General features: G+C 39.0%; 15 protein-coding genes. 3 read left to right on the top strand and 12 right to left on the bottom strand.

Going from position 1 to position 16,674, the window contains the following annotated elements:
- Positions 1-2: 2 nt before the first annotated feature.
- A complete protein-coding gene (gene nadD, locus AC6CH7_RS17355) occupies positions 3-575 on the top strand; it encodes a nicotinate (nicotinamide) nucleotide adenylyltransferase (RefSeq protein WP_498263943.1) in 573 nt (190 codons plus the stop codon).
- On the opposite strand, the gene AC6CH7_RS17360 is transcribed toward nadD, so the two are convergent.
- The gene (locus AC6CH7_RS17360; RefSeq protein ID WP_498263944.1) at positions 572-1,285 is read right to left on the bottom strand and encodes an SAM-dependent methyltransferase; all 714 of its coding nucleotides are present in this window, start codon (positions 1,283-1,285) and stop codon (positions 572-574) included. The genes nadD and AC6CH7_RS17360 overlap by 4 nt on opposite strands.
- 298 nt (positions 1,286-1,583) lie before the next feature.
- Between AC6CH7_RS17360 and AC6CH7_RS17365 the strand changes: the two genes are divergently transcribed.
- Entirely contained in the window at positions 1,584-2,909 is a 1,326-nt protein-coding gene (locus tag AC6CH7_RS17365; protein ID WP_498263945.1) for a DUF6600 domain-containing protein, read from the top strand.
- A 117-nt stretch (positions 2,910-3,026) separates the two neighbouring features.
- Complete coding sequence (locus AC6CH7_RS17370) at positions 3,027-4,607, top strand: peptide chain release factor 3 (protein WP_068889885.1); 1,581 nt, start codon at positions 3,027-3,029, stop codon at positions 4,605-4,607.
- A gap of 3 nt (positions 4,608-4,610) precedes the next feature.
- On the opposite strand, the gene AC6CH7_RS17375 is transcribed toward AC6CH7_RS17370, so the two are convergent.
- The 11 genes from AC6CH7_RS17375 to AC6CH7_RS17425 all read right to left on the bottom strand — a co-directional run bounded on the left by AC6CH7_RS17375 (position 4,611) and on the right by AC6CH7_RS17425 (position 16,599).
- Positions 4,611-5,864 (bottom strand): pyridoxal phosphate-dependent aminotransferase, encoded by a 1,254-nt coding sequence (locus tag AC6CH7_RS17375; protein ID WP_498263946.1) that lies wholly within the window; start codon positions 5,862-5,864, stop codon positions 4,611-4,613.
- A 20-nt stretch (positions 5,865-5,884) separates the two neighbouring features.
- On the bottom strand, positions 5,885-7,216 hold the full coding sequence (argH, locus tag AC6CH7_RS17380; protein WP_498263947.1) for an argininosuccinate lyase: 1,332 nt from the start codon (positions 7,214-7,216) through the stop codon (positions 5,885-5,887).
- A gap of 56 nt (positions 7,217-7,272) precedes the next feature.
- A complete protein-coding gene (locus AC6CH7_RS17385; RefSeq protein ID WP_498263948.1) occupies positions 7,273-8,340 on the bottom strand; it encodes a M20 family metallo-hydrolase in 1,068 nt (355 codons plus the stop codon).
- A gap of 6 nt (positions 8,341-8,346) precedes the next feature.
- Positions 8,347-9,165, bottom strand: coding sequence for a pyrroline-5-carboxylate reductase (gene proC / locus AC6CH7_RS17390; RefSeq protein WP_498263949.1), 819 nt, complete (start codon positions 9,163-9,165; stop codon positions 8,347-8,349).
- Positions 9,166-9,167: 2 nt separating this feature from the next.
- Complete coding sequence (gene argB / locus AC6CH7_RS17395) at positions 9,168-9,956, bottom strand: acetylglutamate kinase (RefSeq protein WP_498263950.1); 789 nt, start codon at positions 9,954-9,956, stop codon at positions 9,168-9,170.
- 12 nt (positions 9,957-9,968) lie between these two features.
- Positions 9,969-10,934, bottom strand: a complete 966-nt coding sequence (locus AC6CH7_RS17400; RefSeq protein ID WP_498263951.1) for a Rossmann-fold NAD(P)-binding domain-containing protein — start codon at positions 10,932-10,934, stop codon at positions 9,969-9,971.
- A complete protein-coding gene (locus AC6CH7_RS17405; protein WP_498263952.1) occupies positions 10,931-12,064 on the bottom strand; it encodes an aspartate aminotransferase family protein in 1,134 nt (377 codons plus the stop codon). The genes AC6CH7_RS17400 and AC6CH7_RS17405 overlap by 4 nt, the downstream gene beginning before the upstream one ends.
- 114 nt (positions 12,065-12,178) lie before the next feature.
- A complete protein-coding gene (gene argC / locus AC6CH7_RS17410) occupies positions 12,179-13,150 on the bottom strand; it encodes an N-acetyl-gamma-glutamyl-phosphate reductase (protein WP_498263953.1) in 972 nt (323 codons plus the stop codon).
- Complete coding sequence (argG, locus tag AC6CH7_RS17415; protein WP_498263954.1) at positions 13,140-14,333, bottom strand: argininosuccinate synthase; 1,194 nt, start codon at positions 14,331-14,333, stop codon at positions 13,140-13,142. The genes argC and argG overlap by 11 nt, the downstream gene beginning before the upstream one ends.
- 11 nt (positions 14,334-14,344) lie before the next feature.
- A complete protein-coding gene (locus tag AC6CH7_RS17420; RefSeq protein WP_048908219.1) occupies positions 14,345-15,049 on the bottom strand; it encodes an N-acetyltransferase in 705 nt (234 codons plus the stop codon).
- A 347-nt stretch (positions 15,050-15,396) separates the two neighbouring features.
- Positions 15,397-16,599, bottom strand: coding sequence for an NAD(P)/FAD-dependent oxidoreductase (locus tag AC6CH7_RS17425; RefSeq protein ID WP_498263955.1), 1,203 nt, complete (start codon positions 16,597-16,599; stop codon positions 15,397-15,399).
- Positions 16,600-16,674: the final 75 nt, after the last annotated feature.

Here is a 16,674-nt window from a genome sequence, read left to right on the forward strand (position 1 = left end):
TCATGAAAACAGGGTTATTCTTTGGTTCATTTAACCCCATACATACCGGACATCTGGTAATTGCTAATTATATGGCAAGTTTTACCGGGCTAAAGGAAGTTTGGTTAGTGGTTTCGCCTCACAACCCATTGAAGAATAAAAACGGTCTGACAAATATGTACGACCGACTGGAGATGGCCAAGCTAGCGGTCGAAAACTCAGAAAAAATTAGGGTTAGCGACATCGAATTTGGCCTTCCACAGCCTTCTTATACCATCGATACGTTGACTTATTTACAAGAAAAATACCCTGGGAAAGAATTTGTATTAATAATGGGAGCAGATAATTTGGCTTCCATTAAAAAATGGAAAAATTACGAGGTTCTTTTAAAGAATTATCAGATATATGTATATCCAAGACCCGGTATAGATATTGGTGAATGGGAAAATCACCCTTCAATTATTATTACTGAAACTCCACAGATGGATATTTCATCTACTTTTATTCGCAATGGGATTAAAGAGGGCAAAAATGTTCAGTATTTTACCCCCGACAATGTTCTTGCTTTTATAGAAAGCAAAAACATGTACCGTTAAACCTGACGGTACAGCAAAAAGATTGTGGGCTTTTTATGTAAATCTATTCGCTCTTTTCTCCACAATGCAACTGGCATTGTTTTAATGTACTCGTCATCTGACGTAATATTGCTGGCAACACTAAGTAATGTTTGAGGCTGGCAACTCTTTAATACATCTTCAAATAAATGATTATTCCTGAAAGGGGTCTCTATAAAAATCTGGGTTTGTTTATTTTTATCTGCTAATTGTTCCAGTTCCTTAATCTTCTTTCCCCTTTCTACTTTGTCAATAGGTAAATAGCCATGAAAAGTAAAGCTTTGTCCATTAAACCCAGAGGCCATTAATGCCAGTAAAATAGAACTTGGGCCAACAAGAGGAACTACTTTAATGCCCCTTTTATGTGCTTCTGCAACTATATCGGCTCCCGGATCTGCAACACCCGGACAACCGGCTTCGCTCATTAAACCAACGTCTTTCCCTGTCATTAGTTCCTTAAAATATGGAACAAAGGAGTCGTTGCGTTTATGTTTACCGTAATCATGAACTACAAGATCACTCTGAGGTACTTTTATTCCTGCTTCCTTCAAAAACTTACGCGCTGTTTTCTCATTTTCAACAATGTAGGTATTTATGGAATTGATGGTCTCTCCAAGAAAGCTTGTAAAAGATTTATGGGCTGCATTTTCTGCCAGAGGTACTGGAATAAGAAATAAGGTGCCTTTTGTCATAGATTATGTTTTGCTTACAAAAGAAGAAAATAATTTGCTGGAAAGCGCATTTGATGAATTAAATATTATAAGTAAAGGGTAATCTTCTATCTAAATATAGCCGCTTGCAAATTATTTTTCGTAATTTGTTTAAATGGAAGGCCGATTTTACATTGGCCTAAATAATACTTAAACCAATAAAATTACGTCATACCTCATAATCGTAATGTAATATTTCTTAAACAGATTAAACTTTTTAGATTATTTGGAACTCAAATTGATAGATAAAGATCGTTAGGTAAATTTAAACACACACACTATGAAAAACATCATCAAATTACCGGCTATTGTGCTGGGGCTTATGCTCCTCTTAACCGGGACCGCACAGCGGGTTGTGGCACAAGACGAGGATATCTCCTTGCAATCTTTTTACGACGAATTATCGCCTTATGGTACCTGGATTCAGGATTCTCAATATGGCTATGTTTGGCGACCAGATGTAGAACAAGCAGACTTCAGGCCATATTATTCAAATGGCCGATGGGCTATGACAGAATATGGTAACACATGGGTTTCTGATTACGACTGGGGATGGGCCCCTTTCCATTATGGAAGATGGGTTTATAACCGTTACTCCCAATGGGTGTGGATTCCCGATACTGTATGGGGTCCGGCATGGGTAAGCTGGAGAAGCGGCGGTGGCTACTATGGATGGGCACCAATGGGTCCTGGTATGAATATTAATGTCAACATCAATATTCCGGATCTTTGGTGGGTATTTGTTCCTCAAAGAAACATCTATTATAGCAATTTCCCCCGTTACTATTCACGTAGAAATGTAACTATCATTCACAATACAACTATCATCAACAATGTTTATTCAAGAAACAGCCGTAATTATTATACTGGTCCAAGGGCAGACGACATCAGACGCTCGACCAGACAGGCAGTTCCTGTTTATAACTTAGACAGAAGCAGCAGACCCGGCAGAAGTAGCATCAGTGGAAACAAAGTTGAGATCTACAGGCCAAGCGGCAGAAGTAGCAGAGAAACCAATGCCGGAAATGTAGCTCCAAGAAATCCTGTTCGTGGCGAAGGATATGCAAGTCCTAGAACTGACCGTAGTAGCACTGGCAGAAGTAACACTGATGGAAGGGTTTCTAATGGTAGGGTATCAAGAGATGGCAACCAGCCAACTGACAACAGAACAAATGATGGCACAAGAGCAAACAGCCGTCCTGAAAGAGTGCAGCAAGGAAATACTTCTCCATCTCAAAGGCCTGCTCGTGCTACAAGAGAAAATCAGGCTCAGCCGAGACAGGAGGTTCAACCTCAGCAACAAAGACAGGAGCAACAAAGACAAGAAAGGATTCAGTCGCAGCCTAGGGAACAAGCGCAACCTAGACAACAGCAGCCTCAACAAAGGCAAGAGCGGGTTCAACAGCCAAGGCAAGAAAGGGCTCAGCCACAGCCCAGACAACAGGCACAACCTAGGCAAGAACAAGCCAGGCCTCAACCTCAACCTCAAAGATCTGAAAGGATTGAGCAAAGCAGACCTTCCAGAGGATCTGAAAGCCGTGGAAATGGAGGCGGCGGAAGAGAAAATAATTCCTCTTCAAGATCATCCAGAAGCGGAAGAGGCTAGATAAAACTTATAAAGAAAAGCCGGCATAAATGTGCCGGCTTTTCCTTTTACACATTCCACACTTTTTTTTCCTTATCTTTGCAGCCTTTTATCAAGCACAACACGCTTAAACTCTTTATGATTAACCCGGAAATAGAAAAACGAAAAACATTTGCCATTATCAGTCACCCCGATGCAGGTAAAACTACATTAACAGAGAAATTTTTACTTTTTGGAGGGGCTATTAATACTGCCGGGGCAGTTAAACGGAATAAAGCAAATCAAAGCAATACCTCCGATTTCATGGAAATAGAAAAGCAACGTGGAATTTCAGTGGCTACTTCTGTAATGGGATTTGAGTATAGCAACAAGCGCATCAATATATTAGATACCCCTGGTCACAAAGACTTTGCTGAGGATACTTACCGCACCTTATCAGCCGTTGACAGTGTCATTCTGGTAGTGGATTGTGTAAAGGGTGTTGAAGAGCAAACTGAAAAGTTAATGGCTGTGTGCCGGATGCGTAATACTCCTGTGATCATCTTTATTAACAAGATGGACCGTGAGGGTAAGGATGCCTTTGATCTGCTTGATGAAATTGAGAATAAACTTAACATCAGCTTATGCCCTCTTTCCTGGCCTATTGGACAAGGACATACTTTTAAGGGGGTTTACAGCATATACAATAATCACCTGAATCTATTTGAACCAGATAAAACTAAGATTAGCGAGCCTGTTATTGAAGTAAGCGATCTGAATGATGAAAACCTGGGCAAGTTTTTAAAGCCAAAAGAGCTTGATGGCTTAAAAGGTGACTTAGAATTGGTAGATGGCGTTTATGGTAAGCTTGATAAAAGCATGTACACCGAAGGATTGCTTGCTCCGGTATTCTTTGGAAGTGCTATTAACAACTTTGGTATAAAAGAGCTTTTAGACACTTTTGTTCAGATTGCCCCAAGTCCTAGAAGCCGCGAAGCTGAACAGCGTGAAGTTCTGGTTAATGAAAAGAACTTTTCAGGCTTTGTTTTTAAGATCCATGCTAACCTGGATCCTAAACATCGTGACCGTATTGCCTTTTTAAGAATATGCTCTGGAAAATTTGAGCGTAATAAATTCTACTTCCATACCAGACAAGGTAAAAAACTAAAATTCTCTAACCCAATGGACTTTATGGCCAATGAGAAGAGCATTGTAGAGGAGGCGTGGCCAGGTGATGTTGTAGGTTTATACGATAGTGGTAATTTCAAAATTGGGGATACCCTTACAGAAGGAGAACAATTGCAATTTAAGGGCATTCCTAGCTTCTCTCCTGAAATATTTAAGGAAGTAGAGAATAGAGATCCCCTACGCACTAAACAGCTGGAAAAAGGCATACAACAGCTTACCGAAGAAGGCGTTGCTCAGCTATTTATACAACAGCCTGGAAATAGAAAAATAATAGGCGCTGTTGGAGAACTTCAATTTGAAGTTATTGCTTTCAGACTTGAGCATGAATATGGTGCTAAAGCGTATTTCAGAACCTTAAGCTATGGCAGATCAAACTGGGTAACATCTAAAGACAAGAAGAAATTAGAGGAGTTCCTAAAACGTAAGCAACAGCATATTGGTCAAGATAAAGATGGCAATCCTGTTTTCCTTGCAGATAATGAATTCATGATCAATATGACCATGAGGGATTATCCGGATATCGAATTTCACAAAACTTCGGAATTTAAATAGCTTTTATTTTAACTTTCCTAACGCAGCTTTAATTCTCGGCAACATATCTTTAATATCCTGCAAAGAGCATCCACCAACGGAAGCTCTAAACCAGGCCATTGATTCGTCGTTTCCAAAAGCTGAAAAAGGGACCAGCGCCGCCTGAGCTTCCTTAATTAAGTAGAAATTTACGTCTGCACTGTTTTTAATCAAGTCTCCGGATGGTGTTGTTTTACCTATATAATCGATTTTAAGCGTCAAATAAATCGCTCCCATAGGGATTACTGAATCTACGTTAAACCCTTCTGATTTTAATTGCTGAAAGCCATTATGAAGCTCATCCAAACTTATTTGAACTTGCTTTTTAAACGAGCCCAGGAAACCATCAACAAGATTGTTGTTTTTAAAGTACTTAGCTACCGCTACCTGCTCCGCCTTAGGTGCCCATGCGCCAATATGACCAAGCAATGCCTTCATTTTACTGATTATAACTTCCGGACCAAAGGCCCACCCTACCCTAACACCTGTGGCAGAAAGACATTTAGAAATTCCATCTATATAGATTACATATTCTTTTAGTTCCGGGCGTAAACTTACCGGATTAACATGTGTGCGGCCAAAGGTTAGTAAAGAGTAGATCTGGTCGTATAGGATATATAGGGGCTTCTCGTCTGCTCTTCTTGATTTGTTTTCTTCAATTACCACTTCACAGATCTCTTCCAGCTGCTCCTGAGTAAACATTGTACCTGTAGGATTTAATGGAGAACAAAGCGCAAGTAACGTTGCGCCCTTTAAATGTGGCCTTAATTGATCTGCAGTGGGCATAAAGTTATTCTCCACTGTAGTTACTACAGCTATGCCTTTTGCAGATGAAAGGTGACAATAATGATTATTATTCCATGATGGTGCAAGATAAATCACCTTATCACCTGGATCAATTAAAGCCAGGTAAGTGGCGTAAATCAATGGCCTGGAACCTCCTGCAATTAAAATATCCGACACAGCATAGTTCAATGAATACCTGTCCTTTAAAATATCAACTACCGTTTCCCGAAGTGGTAAAATGCCATCGGCAGGCGGATAATTGGTATGATTATGATGGTAAGCATCAATAATCTCATCTTTAAGTTCAGCAGGAATTGGAAAAATCGACGGATCAAAGTCTCCAATGGTCAGGTTTGCAATCTGCGCTCCTTTTCGCTTCATATCATTAACCTCGTTACCAATTTTAATGATTTCAGACCCTATAAGGGTGTTTGCTAATACTGATACATTCATTTCTTCTGCTTTATTTATAGTTAAGATAGCAATTGCTGAATTGCTTCTTTGGTTTTCTCAAATTTAAACTGAGACAGGATCTCGTCCATCATATCTTCAATATCACTATTGCATAGGTTGCCAATACTTCCCTCATGTGTATGGTGTATTTCAGTGCCAGGTGTAAATGTTCCGTTCTCTATTGACTCACCCACGATTTTATAAGCCTCTCTGAAAGGAGTCCCTTTTAATGCAAGTTCATTTACCACTTCTACACTAAACAAGTATGCATACTTTTTATCAGCCAATATGTTGTCTTTAACGGTGATGTTTTGCAACATGAAAGTAGTCATCTCCAAACACTCATTTAATGAGGTGATCGCAGGAAATAGATTTTCCTTTAATAATTGAAGGTCTCTGTGGTATCCCGAAGGAAGGTTGGTGATCATCATCGCAATTTCGTTTGGCAAAGCTTGTATCTTATTGCAGCGAGAGCGAATCAATTCAAACACATCAGGATTTTTCTTATGGGGCATGATACTGGATCCGGTGGTTAGTTCATCAGGGAAGCTAATGAAACCAAAGTTCTGGTTAATAAATAAGCAAACATCCATAGCCATTTTAGCTAATGATGCTGCTACAGATGACATGGCCTGTGCCAGAATGCGCTCTGTTTTCCCTCTACCCATTTGAGCGTATACTACATTATAATTTAGCCTTTCGAAGCCTAATAATTCAGTAGTCATTGTTCTGTTTAATGGGAAAGAGGAACCATATCCTGCTGCAGACCCTAAAGGGTTTTTATTGCAGATCTTCCATGCCGCAAGCATTAATTCCATATCATCAACCAAGCTCTCAGCATATGCGCCAAACCACAATCCAAAAGAAGACGGCATTGCTATCTGCAAGTGTGTATAGCCTGGTAAAAGTTTATCTTTATGCGTGTTGCTTAATTCCAGTAGCTGGCCAAATAAAACGGAAGTGTTGCCAACCATTTCTTCGATGCAGCTTCTAAAGAAAAGTTTAAGATCAACTAAGACCTGGTCATTACGAGATCTGCCACTATGGATCTTTTTTCCTGCATCTCCAATTCGTTGGGTAAGCAACCATTCTACCTGAGAATGCACATCTTCCACCGTATCATCAATCGTAAATTTACCGGTTTCAATATCGGCATAGATATTTTTAAGTTCTTTTTGAATGGCGTTAAGCTCATCTGCAGTAAGTAAGCCTATACTTTCAAGCATTTCAACATGTGCAAGGGAACCAAGCACATCAAAAGCAGCCATTTGCAAATCCAATTCCCTGTCTTTACCCACAGTAAAGGTTTCAATATCTTTATTTACGTTTACGTTTTTTTGCCAGATCTTCATTATAATCTATTCTAGACACCTGCATTCTCCAGGTAAGGTTTTGTTCAAAAATACAATTATTTGCCCTTTATTACCGGCTTAAGCATGTCAATATAAAGTTCAATCCCTTCGGCAATCTCGTTTACATAAACATATTCATCAGCCATATGAGAACGTGCCGAATCGCCAGGGCCAACCTTCAGGGATGGGATACTCAACAAAGCCTGATCAGAAGTTGTTGGAGAACCATAAGTAGTTCTTCCAAGAGCAATGCCCGACTGAACCAACGGATGTTCTTTATCTATTGATGATGGTTTTAACCTTATAGATCTTGGGGTCACCTCGCAATCCACATTGGTACGGATAATTTTTAACACCTCTTCATTGGTATAAGCATCAGTCACACGCACATCTACAGTAAAAGTACATGTGGCCGGAACAACATTATGCTGAGAGCCAGCATTGATAATGGTAACCGACATTTTTAACGGACCAAATACCTCAGAGATTTTAGAAAAGCGATAATTTCTGAACCATTCAATATCTTTAAGTGCTTTATAAATTGCATTGTCTCCCTCTTCACGTGCAGCATGTCCTGCTTTTCCCGTTGAAGTGCAGTCTAACACTAACAAACCACGTTCAGCAATTGCAAGGTTCATTTGTGTAGGCTCTCCTACTATCGCAAATTCCAGTTCACCTAAATCAGGAAGTACACATTCCAAACCGTTGTTGCCCGAAATTTCTTCTTCGGCCGTTGTTGCCAAACAAATGTTATAGCTCAATTCTTCCTGATTATAAAAGTACAGAAATGTTGCTATAAGCGATACCAGGCATCCTCCTGCATCATTACTTCCCAACCCGTATAATTTACCGTCTTCAACTGCGGCATCATAAGGATTGCGCGTATAGCCTGAATTTGGCTTTACGGTGTCATGATGAGAATTTAAAAGCAAGGTAGGTTTGCTCTTATCAAAGTGCTTATTGTAAGCCCAAATGTTATTAAGCTTCCGATAAGTCTTTATATCACGTTGCTGCAAAAATTGTTCAATCGCATCAGCTGTCTTATCTTCTTCTTTACTAAAAGACTGAATGCCTATTAGTTCTTTTAACAATTCTAAACTATCTTTTTGCAGTTGTTCTATCATAAGTAATTATTCTTTAGTGTATAAAGCCCCGGCTTTGATTGCCGATAACTTAATACCTTTAATTAAAGATGAGCTGAAGCCATTATGTTCCATCTCGTTTAATCCTGCTATTGTACATCCTTTGGGTGAAGTAACTTTATCGATTTCCTGTTCAGGATGTGACTGCATTTGCAATAGCAGATCTGCAGCACCTTTTGCCGTTTGAACAGCCATTTTTAATGCTTCATCTGCATGGAAGCCAATTTCTACTCCACCTTGTGAAGCTGCTCTTATTGCACGTAAGAAAAAGGCAATTCCACAAGCGCATAATGCAGTTGCAGAAGTCATTAGGTCCTCGTTAATTTTAACCACAGCCCCAACAGTTTCAAACATTCTAACCACTTCATCTACATTCTCTTTTGACGCATTATCTGTGGCTACACAAGTCATCGACTGACCTATAGCTATGGCTGTATTTGGCATTGCCCTAACAACCTGTACTGCATCTCCCAGTTTATTTCTGATATCAATACAGCTTACACCTGATGCAACAGAAATGAAAACCTGTTTCTTTGGATCAACAGCAGGGCGTATTTGTTCTAATAACTGATTCAGTTGCTGTGGCAAAACTGCCAGAACAATAATGTCTGCGGCTGCAACAACAGCAGCATTTTCGCCACTAACCATAAATCCCTGATCAGAAAATGCAGTTAAATTAGAAACATTGCGCCTTGTCAAAGTAATCTGACCTGGTTCTGCATAACTCGCCTTAACTAGCCCTTTGGCTAAAGAGACACCAATATTTCCGCTTCCTAAAATGGCAATGCTGCCTTTAAACTGGTTCATAATTATCTGATTAATCGGGTTCCGAAATTCTGTTGATCTATTTGTGGCAATTCATCTGCTTTGCCTATATATACTGCATTAACTCCGCTTTTTATGGCTTCAAAAGCATTATGTAATTTAGGGATCATTCCTCCCGAAACTACGCCTTCATTTTTCAGGGTTTCAAATTCACCCATTCTAATCACGGGCACTAAAGACTGGTCATCATCAATATCTCTCATTACTCCGCGCTTTTCGAAACAGTAAATTAAAGAGGTATCATAAAGCGACGACATGGCCACAGCAACCGCAGATGCAATTGTATCTGCATTCGTATTTAGCAATTGCGACGCGCCATCATGGGTTATCGCACACAATACCGGAACCAGGCCGGCCTTTAACAAACTGTCTAAAGTATCTGAGGAAACCGAAGTTTCATCAAGATCTCCAACAAAGCCATAGTCAATATCCTTTACAGGTCTTTTAACGGCCTGTATTATGTTTCCGTCTGCACCTGTTAAGCCAATAGCATTACTGCCTTTGGCCTGTAACTGAGCTACCATGTTTTTATTAATCAATCCGGCATAAACCATGGTAACTATCCGAAGCGTTTCTATATCAGTTATACGTCTTCCTTCTACCATTTTGGCTTCTACCCCTAATGAAACACCCAGTTCAGTTGCAATTTTACCACCGCCGTGAATTAAAATCTTATCCCCGGGAAGCGCTGTAAAATCAAGCAAAAACTGATGTAGTTTTTCTGAATTATCTATAACATTCCCGCCAATTTTAATTACACTGAGTTTCTTCATATGGTTACCAGATTATAATAATTTTTCTAACATTTGTTTCAATACTGCCTGTGCCGCCCATAAACGATTTCCTGCTTCGTGGATAACCAAAGAGTTAGGGCCATCCAATATTTCAGAGGATAGTTCAAGATCTCTGCGAACAGGCAGGCAATGCATCACTTTTGCATTATTTGTGCCTACTAGTTTCTCATTATTAAGCATCCATCCCTCCGGATAGGGAAGTACTTTTCCATACTCCTTAAAGCTAGACCAATTTTTAACATAAATATAATCTGCCCCTTTTAACGCTTCATCTAAGTTATGCGCAATGGTTGCACCAGGAGTAAAATCTTCGCTTAGTTCATATCCTTTTGGCTGAGCAATGGTAAAATCAAGCATTCCATCCGCTTGAGCCTTACACATCCATTCTGCAAATGAGTTAGGAACAGCCTGAGGCAAGGCCTTAATATGAGGTGCCCATGCTAGTACCACTTTTGGTTTAGCTGAGCCACTCCAGGTTTCTTTAATTGTAACGAGATCAGCCAAACTTTGTAAAGGATGGCGGGTAGCGCTTTCTAAACTGACTACAGGAACATTACAATATTTAATGAACTTATTAAAAAAGTCCTCATTATAATCTTCATCTCTGTTTATCAGCTTAGGAAAAGAACGCAAGCCTAAAATGTCGCAATATTGCCCCATTACGGCCGCAGCCTCACGAATGTGCTCAACAGTAGTTCCGTTCATTACCACACCATCTTGTGTTTCTAATGCCCAGCCCTCCTTATCCATATTCATCACCATCACATTCATACCAAGGTTTAGTGCAGCCTTTTGAGTACTCAAACGTGTTCGCAAACTTGGATTTAGAAAAACCAGACCAAGTGTCTTATTCTTTCCTAAATGCTGATGCGAATAAGGGTTTTCCTTTAGTGCCAATGCGTCTTTAACCAATTGGCCGATGTCTTGTACATCATTTACTGAGGTGAATTGGTTCATCCTTTTAAAGCAATTTTAAATTCTTTCAAAAATTGATCTGCTTGATCCTTAGTTAAATTTAATGCAGGCAAAAGTCTAATTACGTTAGGCTTAGCTTCACCTGTAAATATTTTATGTTTAAATAGAAGCTCTTTTTTTACATGTGAAAGGCTTTCAGGAAGGTCTATACCTATCATCAAGCCACGTCCACGTACTTCTTTTACTTCTTCCATTTTCTTTAATTCGGCGATCAGGTAGCTCCCTATTTTTTCGGCATTTTTCAACAAGTTATCTTGTTCAATAATCTCAAGAACAGCTAAAGCTGCCGCACAAGCAAGATGATTACCGCCAAAAGTAGTTCCTAGCATACCATGCCAAGGCTTAAATTTTGGTGCAATAGAAATTCCGGCTACAGGGAAACCATTGCCCATTCCTTTTGCCATCGTATAAACGTCTGCGTTAACACCGGCATAATCATGAGAATAGAACATTCCTGTTCTGCCATAGCCACACTGAACACTATCTGCTATGTAAACTGAATTATACTGATCACAAAGGAAACGGATCTTTTGTAAAAAGCTCACCGAAGCTTCTTTTATACCTCCAACACCTTGAATCCCTTCAATAATTACCGCTGCAACATCATTTCCAAATTCAGCAAATGCCTGCTCTAGGGCAGCTTCATCATTGTGAGGAAGAAAAACAATATTATCAGTTTCATTTACAGGCGCAATAATCTTAGGGTTATCAGTAGCCGAAACGGCTAAAGATGTTCTACCATGAAATGCGCCTTTAAAGGCAATTACTTTTTTTCTGCCATTGTAAAAAGAAGCTAATTTTAAGGCATTTTCATTGGCCTCTGCACCAGAGTTACATAAAAACAATTGATAGTCTGTTTTTCCTGAAACCTTCCCTAATTGTTCAGCTAACTGCACTTGTAAAGGAATCTTAACAGAATTGGAGTAGAAACCAACCTTATTAAGTTGGTCAGTTAAACGTTGCACATAGTGCGGATGGGTATGGCCTATTGAAATAACGGCATGCCCGCCATAAAGGTCCAGATATTCTTGTCCTTCGGCATCCCAAACGGTACTGCCTTGTGCTTTTACTATTTCTATATTATTTAATGGATATACGTCGAATAAGTTCATTTTTTTAGATTTTTTGGGTTGTATCAAACTAGACTCTTTTGTGTATTAGGCTTCGTCATCTCCCCTATCGTCAAGATGACGGGTGAAACTGCACCGGCGTTTAAGATGCCAGTTTTAAAATGCAGTTGCTTTTAGCCGGAGTCCTGTCCCTTCTTCTAATCCAAATATCAAATTCATATTTTGCACCGCCTGACCACTTGCTCCTTTTAGCAAATTATCTATTATACTTACAATAAAGAGTTTATTGCCATGTTTTTCTACATGCACCAGCCCTTTATTTGTATTTACCACCTGTTTTAAATCAATATTTCTTTTACTTACATGAGTAAAAGGATGTGACGCATAAAAATCTTCATAGATGCGCTGTGCCTCCTCTGCTGTCAAATCACTTTCAAGATACATTGCTGCCAAAATACCTCTTGTAAAATCACCGCGTTGCGGAATAAAGTTTAAACCTTCATTAAAGCCCGGCTCAAGCTGCTTTAAACTTTCTCCTATCTCATTAAGATGTTGATGTTCAAAAGCTTTGTATACTGACAGGTTGTTATTACGCCAGCTAAAATGAGAGGTTGAAGCCAAGCTTTGTCCGGCTCCGGTGGATCCTGTTGTTGCGTTGATATGTACTTCGCTTTTCAACAAACCTTTTGATGCCAAAGGCAGTAGTCCCAACTGAATACAAGTTGCAAAACAACCCGGATTAGCAATATAGCTTGCCTTCTGTATAGCTTCACGATTTAATTCCGGCAAGCCATATACCCATTTATTTCCTGCATTAACTTTTAGTCTGAAATCCTGACTCAAGTCAATTATCTTAATGCTGCTATCAATAACGTTTGCCGCTAAAAATTTCTTCGCATCACCATGTCCTACACAAAGAAACAAAACGTCAATATCCGTCGATAATTCATCTGTAAAACGCAAGTCAGTATCGCCAAATAAATCTGTATGCACATCCGAAATAAGGTTCCCGGCATTACTGTTACTATTTACAAATACAATATCTACAAATGGGTGGTTCACAAGAACACGAAGCATCTCGCCACCTGTATACCCTGCTCCGCCAACTATACCTGCTCTAATCTTCATGACTGTTCACTTTATGCCAGATCATTACCTGGTTACCAAAAATCTTTGAGAAACCTTTAACATCTTCGCCACTCCATGCGTTGTTCATTTCGCCATAGCTGCCGAATTTATTGCTCATCAAATCGTGTTCTGATTCAATTCCGATGATATTGAAACGGTAAGGTAACAACTCAACAAACACATTTCCGCTAACTGTTTTCTGTGTATCAATTAAAAAAGCCTCAATGTTTCGCATAATAGGGTCATGGAATTGACCTTCATGTAACCAGTTACCATAGAAAGACGACAGTTGCTCCTTCCATGAAAGCTGCCATTTTGTTAAAGTATGCTTTTCTAGCGTGTGGTGAGCTTTAATGATCACCATTGGAGCTGCAGCTTCAAAACCCACACGGCCTTTAATTCCTATAATTGTATCACCTACATGGATATCTCTGCCAATACCATAAGGCTGGGCTATTGCCTGTAATTTCTGAATTGCTCTAACCGGTTCAAAGGTTTCACCATCAATAGCTACCAATTCACCTTTAGTAAAAGTTAAAGTTAACTTGCGAGGTGTAGTTACCGAAACTTGAGTTGGCCATGCTTCTTCTGGCAACGTCTCGTTAGAGGTTAAAGTTTCCTTTCCTCCTACCGAAGTTCCCCATAAACCTTTATTGATAGAATATCTTGCTTTTTCAGCGCTATAATGAACACCATGATTGCTTAAATACTCTATTTCTGCTTCGCGTGATAGCTTTAAATCTCTGATAGGAGTAATGATCTCTACATTCGGGATGATGATATTAAAAATCATATCAAAACGAACCTGGTCATTACCTGCACCTGTACTTCCGTGAGCAACATAATCAGCACCTATTTTCTTAACATAATTTGCAATTGCAGTAGCCTGACTTACACGTTCCGCACTTACTGACAAAGGATAAGTTGCATTTTTTAATACATTCCCAAAAACCAAGTATTTAATACAGCTGTCGTAATAGTTTGTCGTTTCATCAACCACAGCATGAGAAGCTACACCTAAAGCATAAGCACGTTTTTCTATTTCCTCTAATTCTTCATCAGAAAAACCGCCAGTATTTACAATAACAGAATGCACTTCTAATCCGCGATCCTGGGCTAAATAAATACAGCAAAATGAGGTATCCAAACCTCCGCTAAACGCTAAAACAACTTTCTTCTTCATCTTTATAACAGCTATTTAAATAAAACGGTAAACATTAAAAACAGAGATTTTAAACCTCCTTTATTCTCGGGTTTTGAACTAAGCACCAATCGTTGTTTAATACGCATAAAACGCTCATAAAGCTTAGGCTTTTTGTGCAATTCTTCTGCGAATTTCTTAGCAACATCATGTTTTTGTTCCACAGGATCATATAACATTGCAGTACACATGCAATTTTTGCGTTCCTTCATTTTTAGAATTTCGAAGTTCACACAACTTTGACAGCCTTTCCAAAATTCTTCATCCTGAGTAAGCTCTGAATAAGTTACAGGCTCATAACCAAGATCCGAATTGATTTTCATCACAGCCAATCCTGTAGTTAAACCAAAAATCTTTGCTTTAGGATATTTTTGTCTCGAAAGCGCAAAAATCTTCTCTTTAATAGCATGAGCAAGTCCTGCTTTTCTGTATTTAGGACTAACTATTAAACCTGAATTGGCTACAAATTGTCCATGTGTCCAGGTTTCTATATAGCAAAACCCAGCCCATGAGCCATCCTTATGGAAAGCAATTACAGACTTCCCGTCTAAAATTTTATTTGCTACGTACTCCGGAGAGCGTTTAGCGATACCTGTACCTCGAGCTTTTGCCGATTCTGCCATTTCTTCGCAAATTTCTTCTGCAAAGACACGATGTTCAGGAAGTGCAACTTGCACTATAAAATCGTTTATATTCATTAATATGATAACGAAAAAAAATAAATGTTCTGATTAATTGTTTTTTGAGAGGCAATCCTCTGGGAAAATGCGTAGAAACATTACGCAGAGATTTACTCAAATCCGCGGCGTATAATTTTGCCGGTTAGTCGTTACAAAAAAAACGGGTCGCAAACGTTCAATAAACAAACTTCTGGAAGCAATATTTTTTGCTTCTACAATAGAAAGTTTATGGGTCGCGTGCTTAATCATTTTCTGTGTATAATAATTCTTTGAATGAGTTGAGGCGCAAAGGTTTAAATAAATATCGAGTTGTGCAATACGTTTTTAATTTTTTTACATTTTTATAATGAAAATCTGCACTTAATTTAACGTCCAAATCTGAAGAAATGAGACAGAATATTTGGCCTTCCCTCCATTATCTCAATAATCATATCCATTCCCATTACGGAAAAAGTAATCCCATTACCCCCAAAACCGAGCAAAAAGTGGCTTTTAGGGTATTTAGGGTGCATCCCTATATATGGCAAACCATCTTTGGTTTCCCCAAAAGTACCTGCCCAGCAAAAGTCCTCAATGAATGAACTATCCGGCAAGTATTTTTTTAACGTTTTTTCCAATCTCTCCTTTTTTCTGTTCAAAAGAAGATCTCTTCGAATTGCATTTTTAAAATTTTCATCTTCACCGCCAACCAGAAATCTTCCATCAGCCGTTGTTCGCATGTATAAATATGGAGAATCGGTATTCCAAAACAAGGTTTTTTCGTAAACCTCAGGATGCAAATCCTGTTTCTCACTAACCATTGCATAGGTACTTTTCAATTGCACAACCGTATCAGAAAGCATATTTTGAGTTTCATATCCTGTGCAATAAATAATATGCTTCGCAGATATTTCAGCTCCGGTATTTAGCTGAACCTTTACAACATCCTTTTCATATTTTACTTTTTTCAATTCAGTTTTATCAAACACCATTAATCCTCTCTTTGAATTATAGTGCAGCAAATCGTGGGTCAAACAAAAAGCATCCACACTACCCCCATCTGCAGAAAGAATCGCTCCTTCGGCAACAATACCATAAATAGCCTTTATTTCTTTTTTATCAAGCCAGCTCACATCAATACCCGCCATTTTGCGTGCTTCGTACTCCTGCTTTAGCCATTTGACATCTTTACTTTTCCCTGCAAAATAAAGGGATTCCTTTTTTTCAAATCCGCATGATGAATCGATCTCTTTCACCAGATTCTCCAGTTTATAAATAGAATCTCTGCAAGCAAGATAGCTGGCAATAGCACCATGCTCACCTATCAATTCCTTTAATTTATATAGTGGCACATCAATTTCATATTGAAGCATAGAGGTAGTTGCCGAAGTACTGCCATTTGCGACCTCTCTTTTATCAATCAATATCGTTTCATAACCCTTAGCTATGCAGGCATGCGCCATTAAAGCCCCGGTAATCCCTCCCCCAACAATCAGCACATCACAGTTCGCCTCTGTCCTTAAAGAGGGATAGGATTGCATTATTCCATTTTTTACCAGCCAAAACGGCTCATTTGAGCGAACATCCATAAGTTTCAATTAATCAAACTATAACAATCTTGTTTGATATGTGTTTTACGTTCACAAAATTTAAACTTTATGTAA

The sequence above is a fragment of the Pedobacter sp. GQ55 genome (assembly GCF_059758925.1).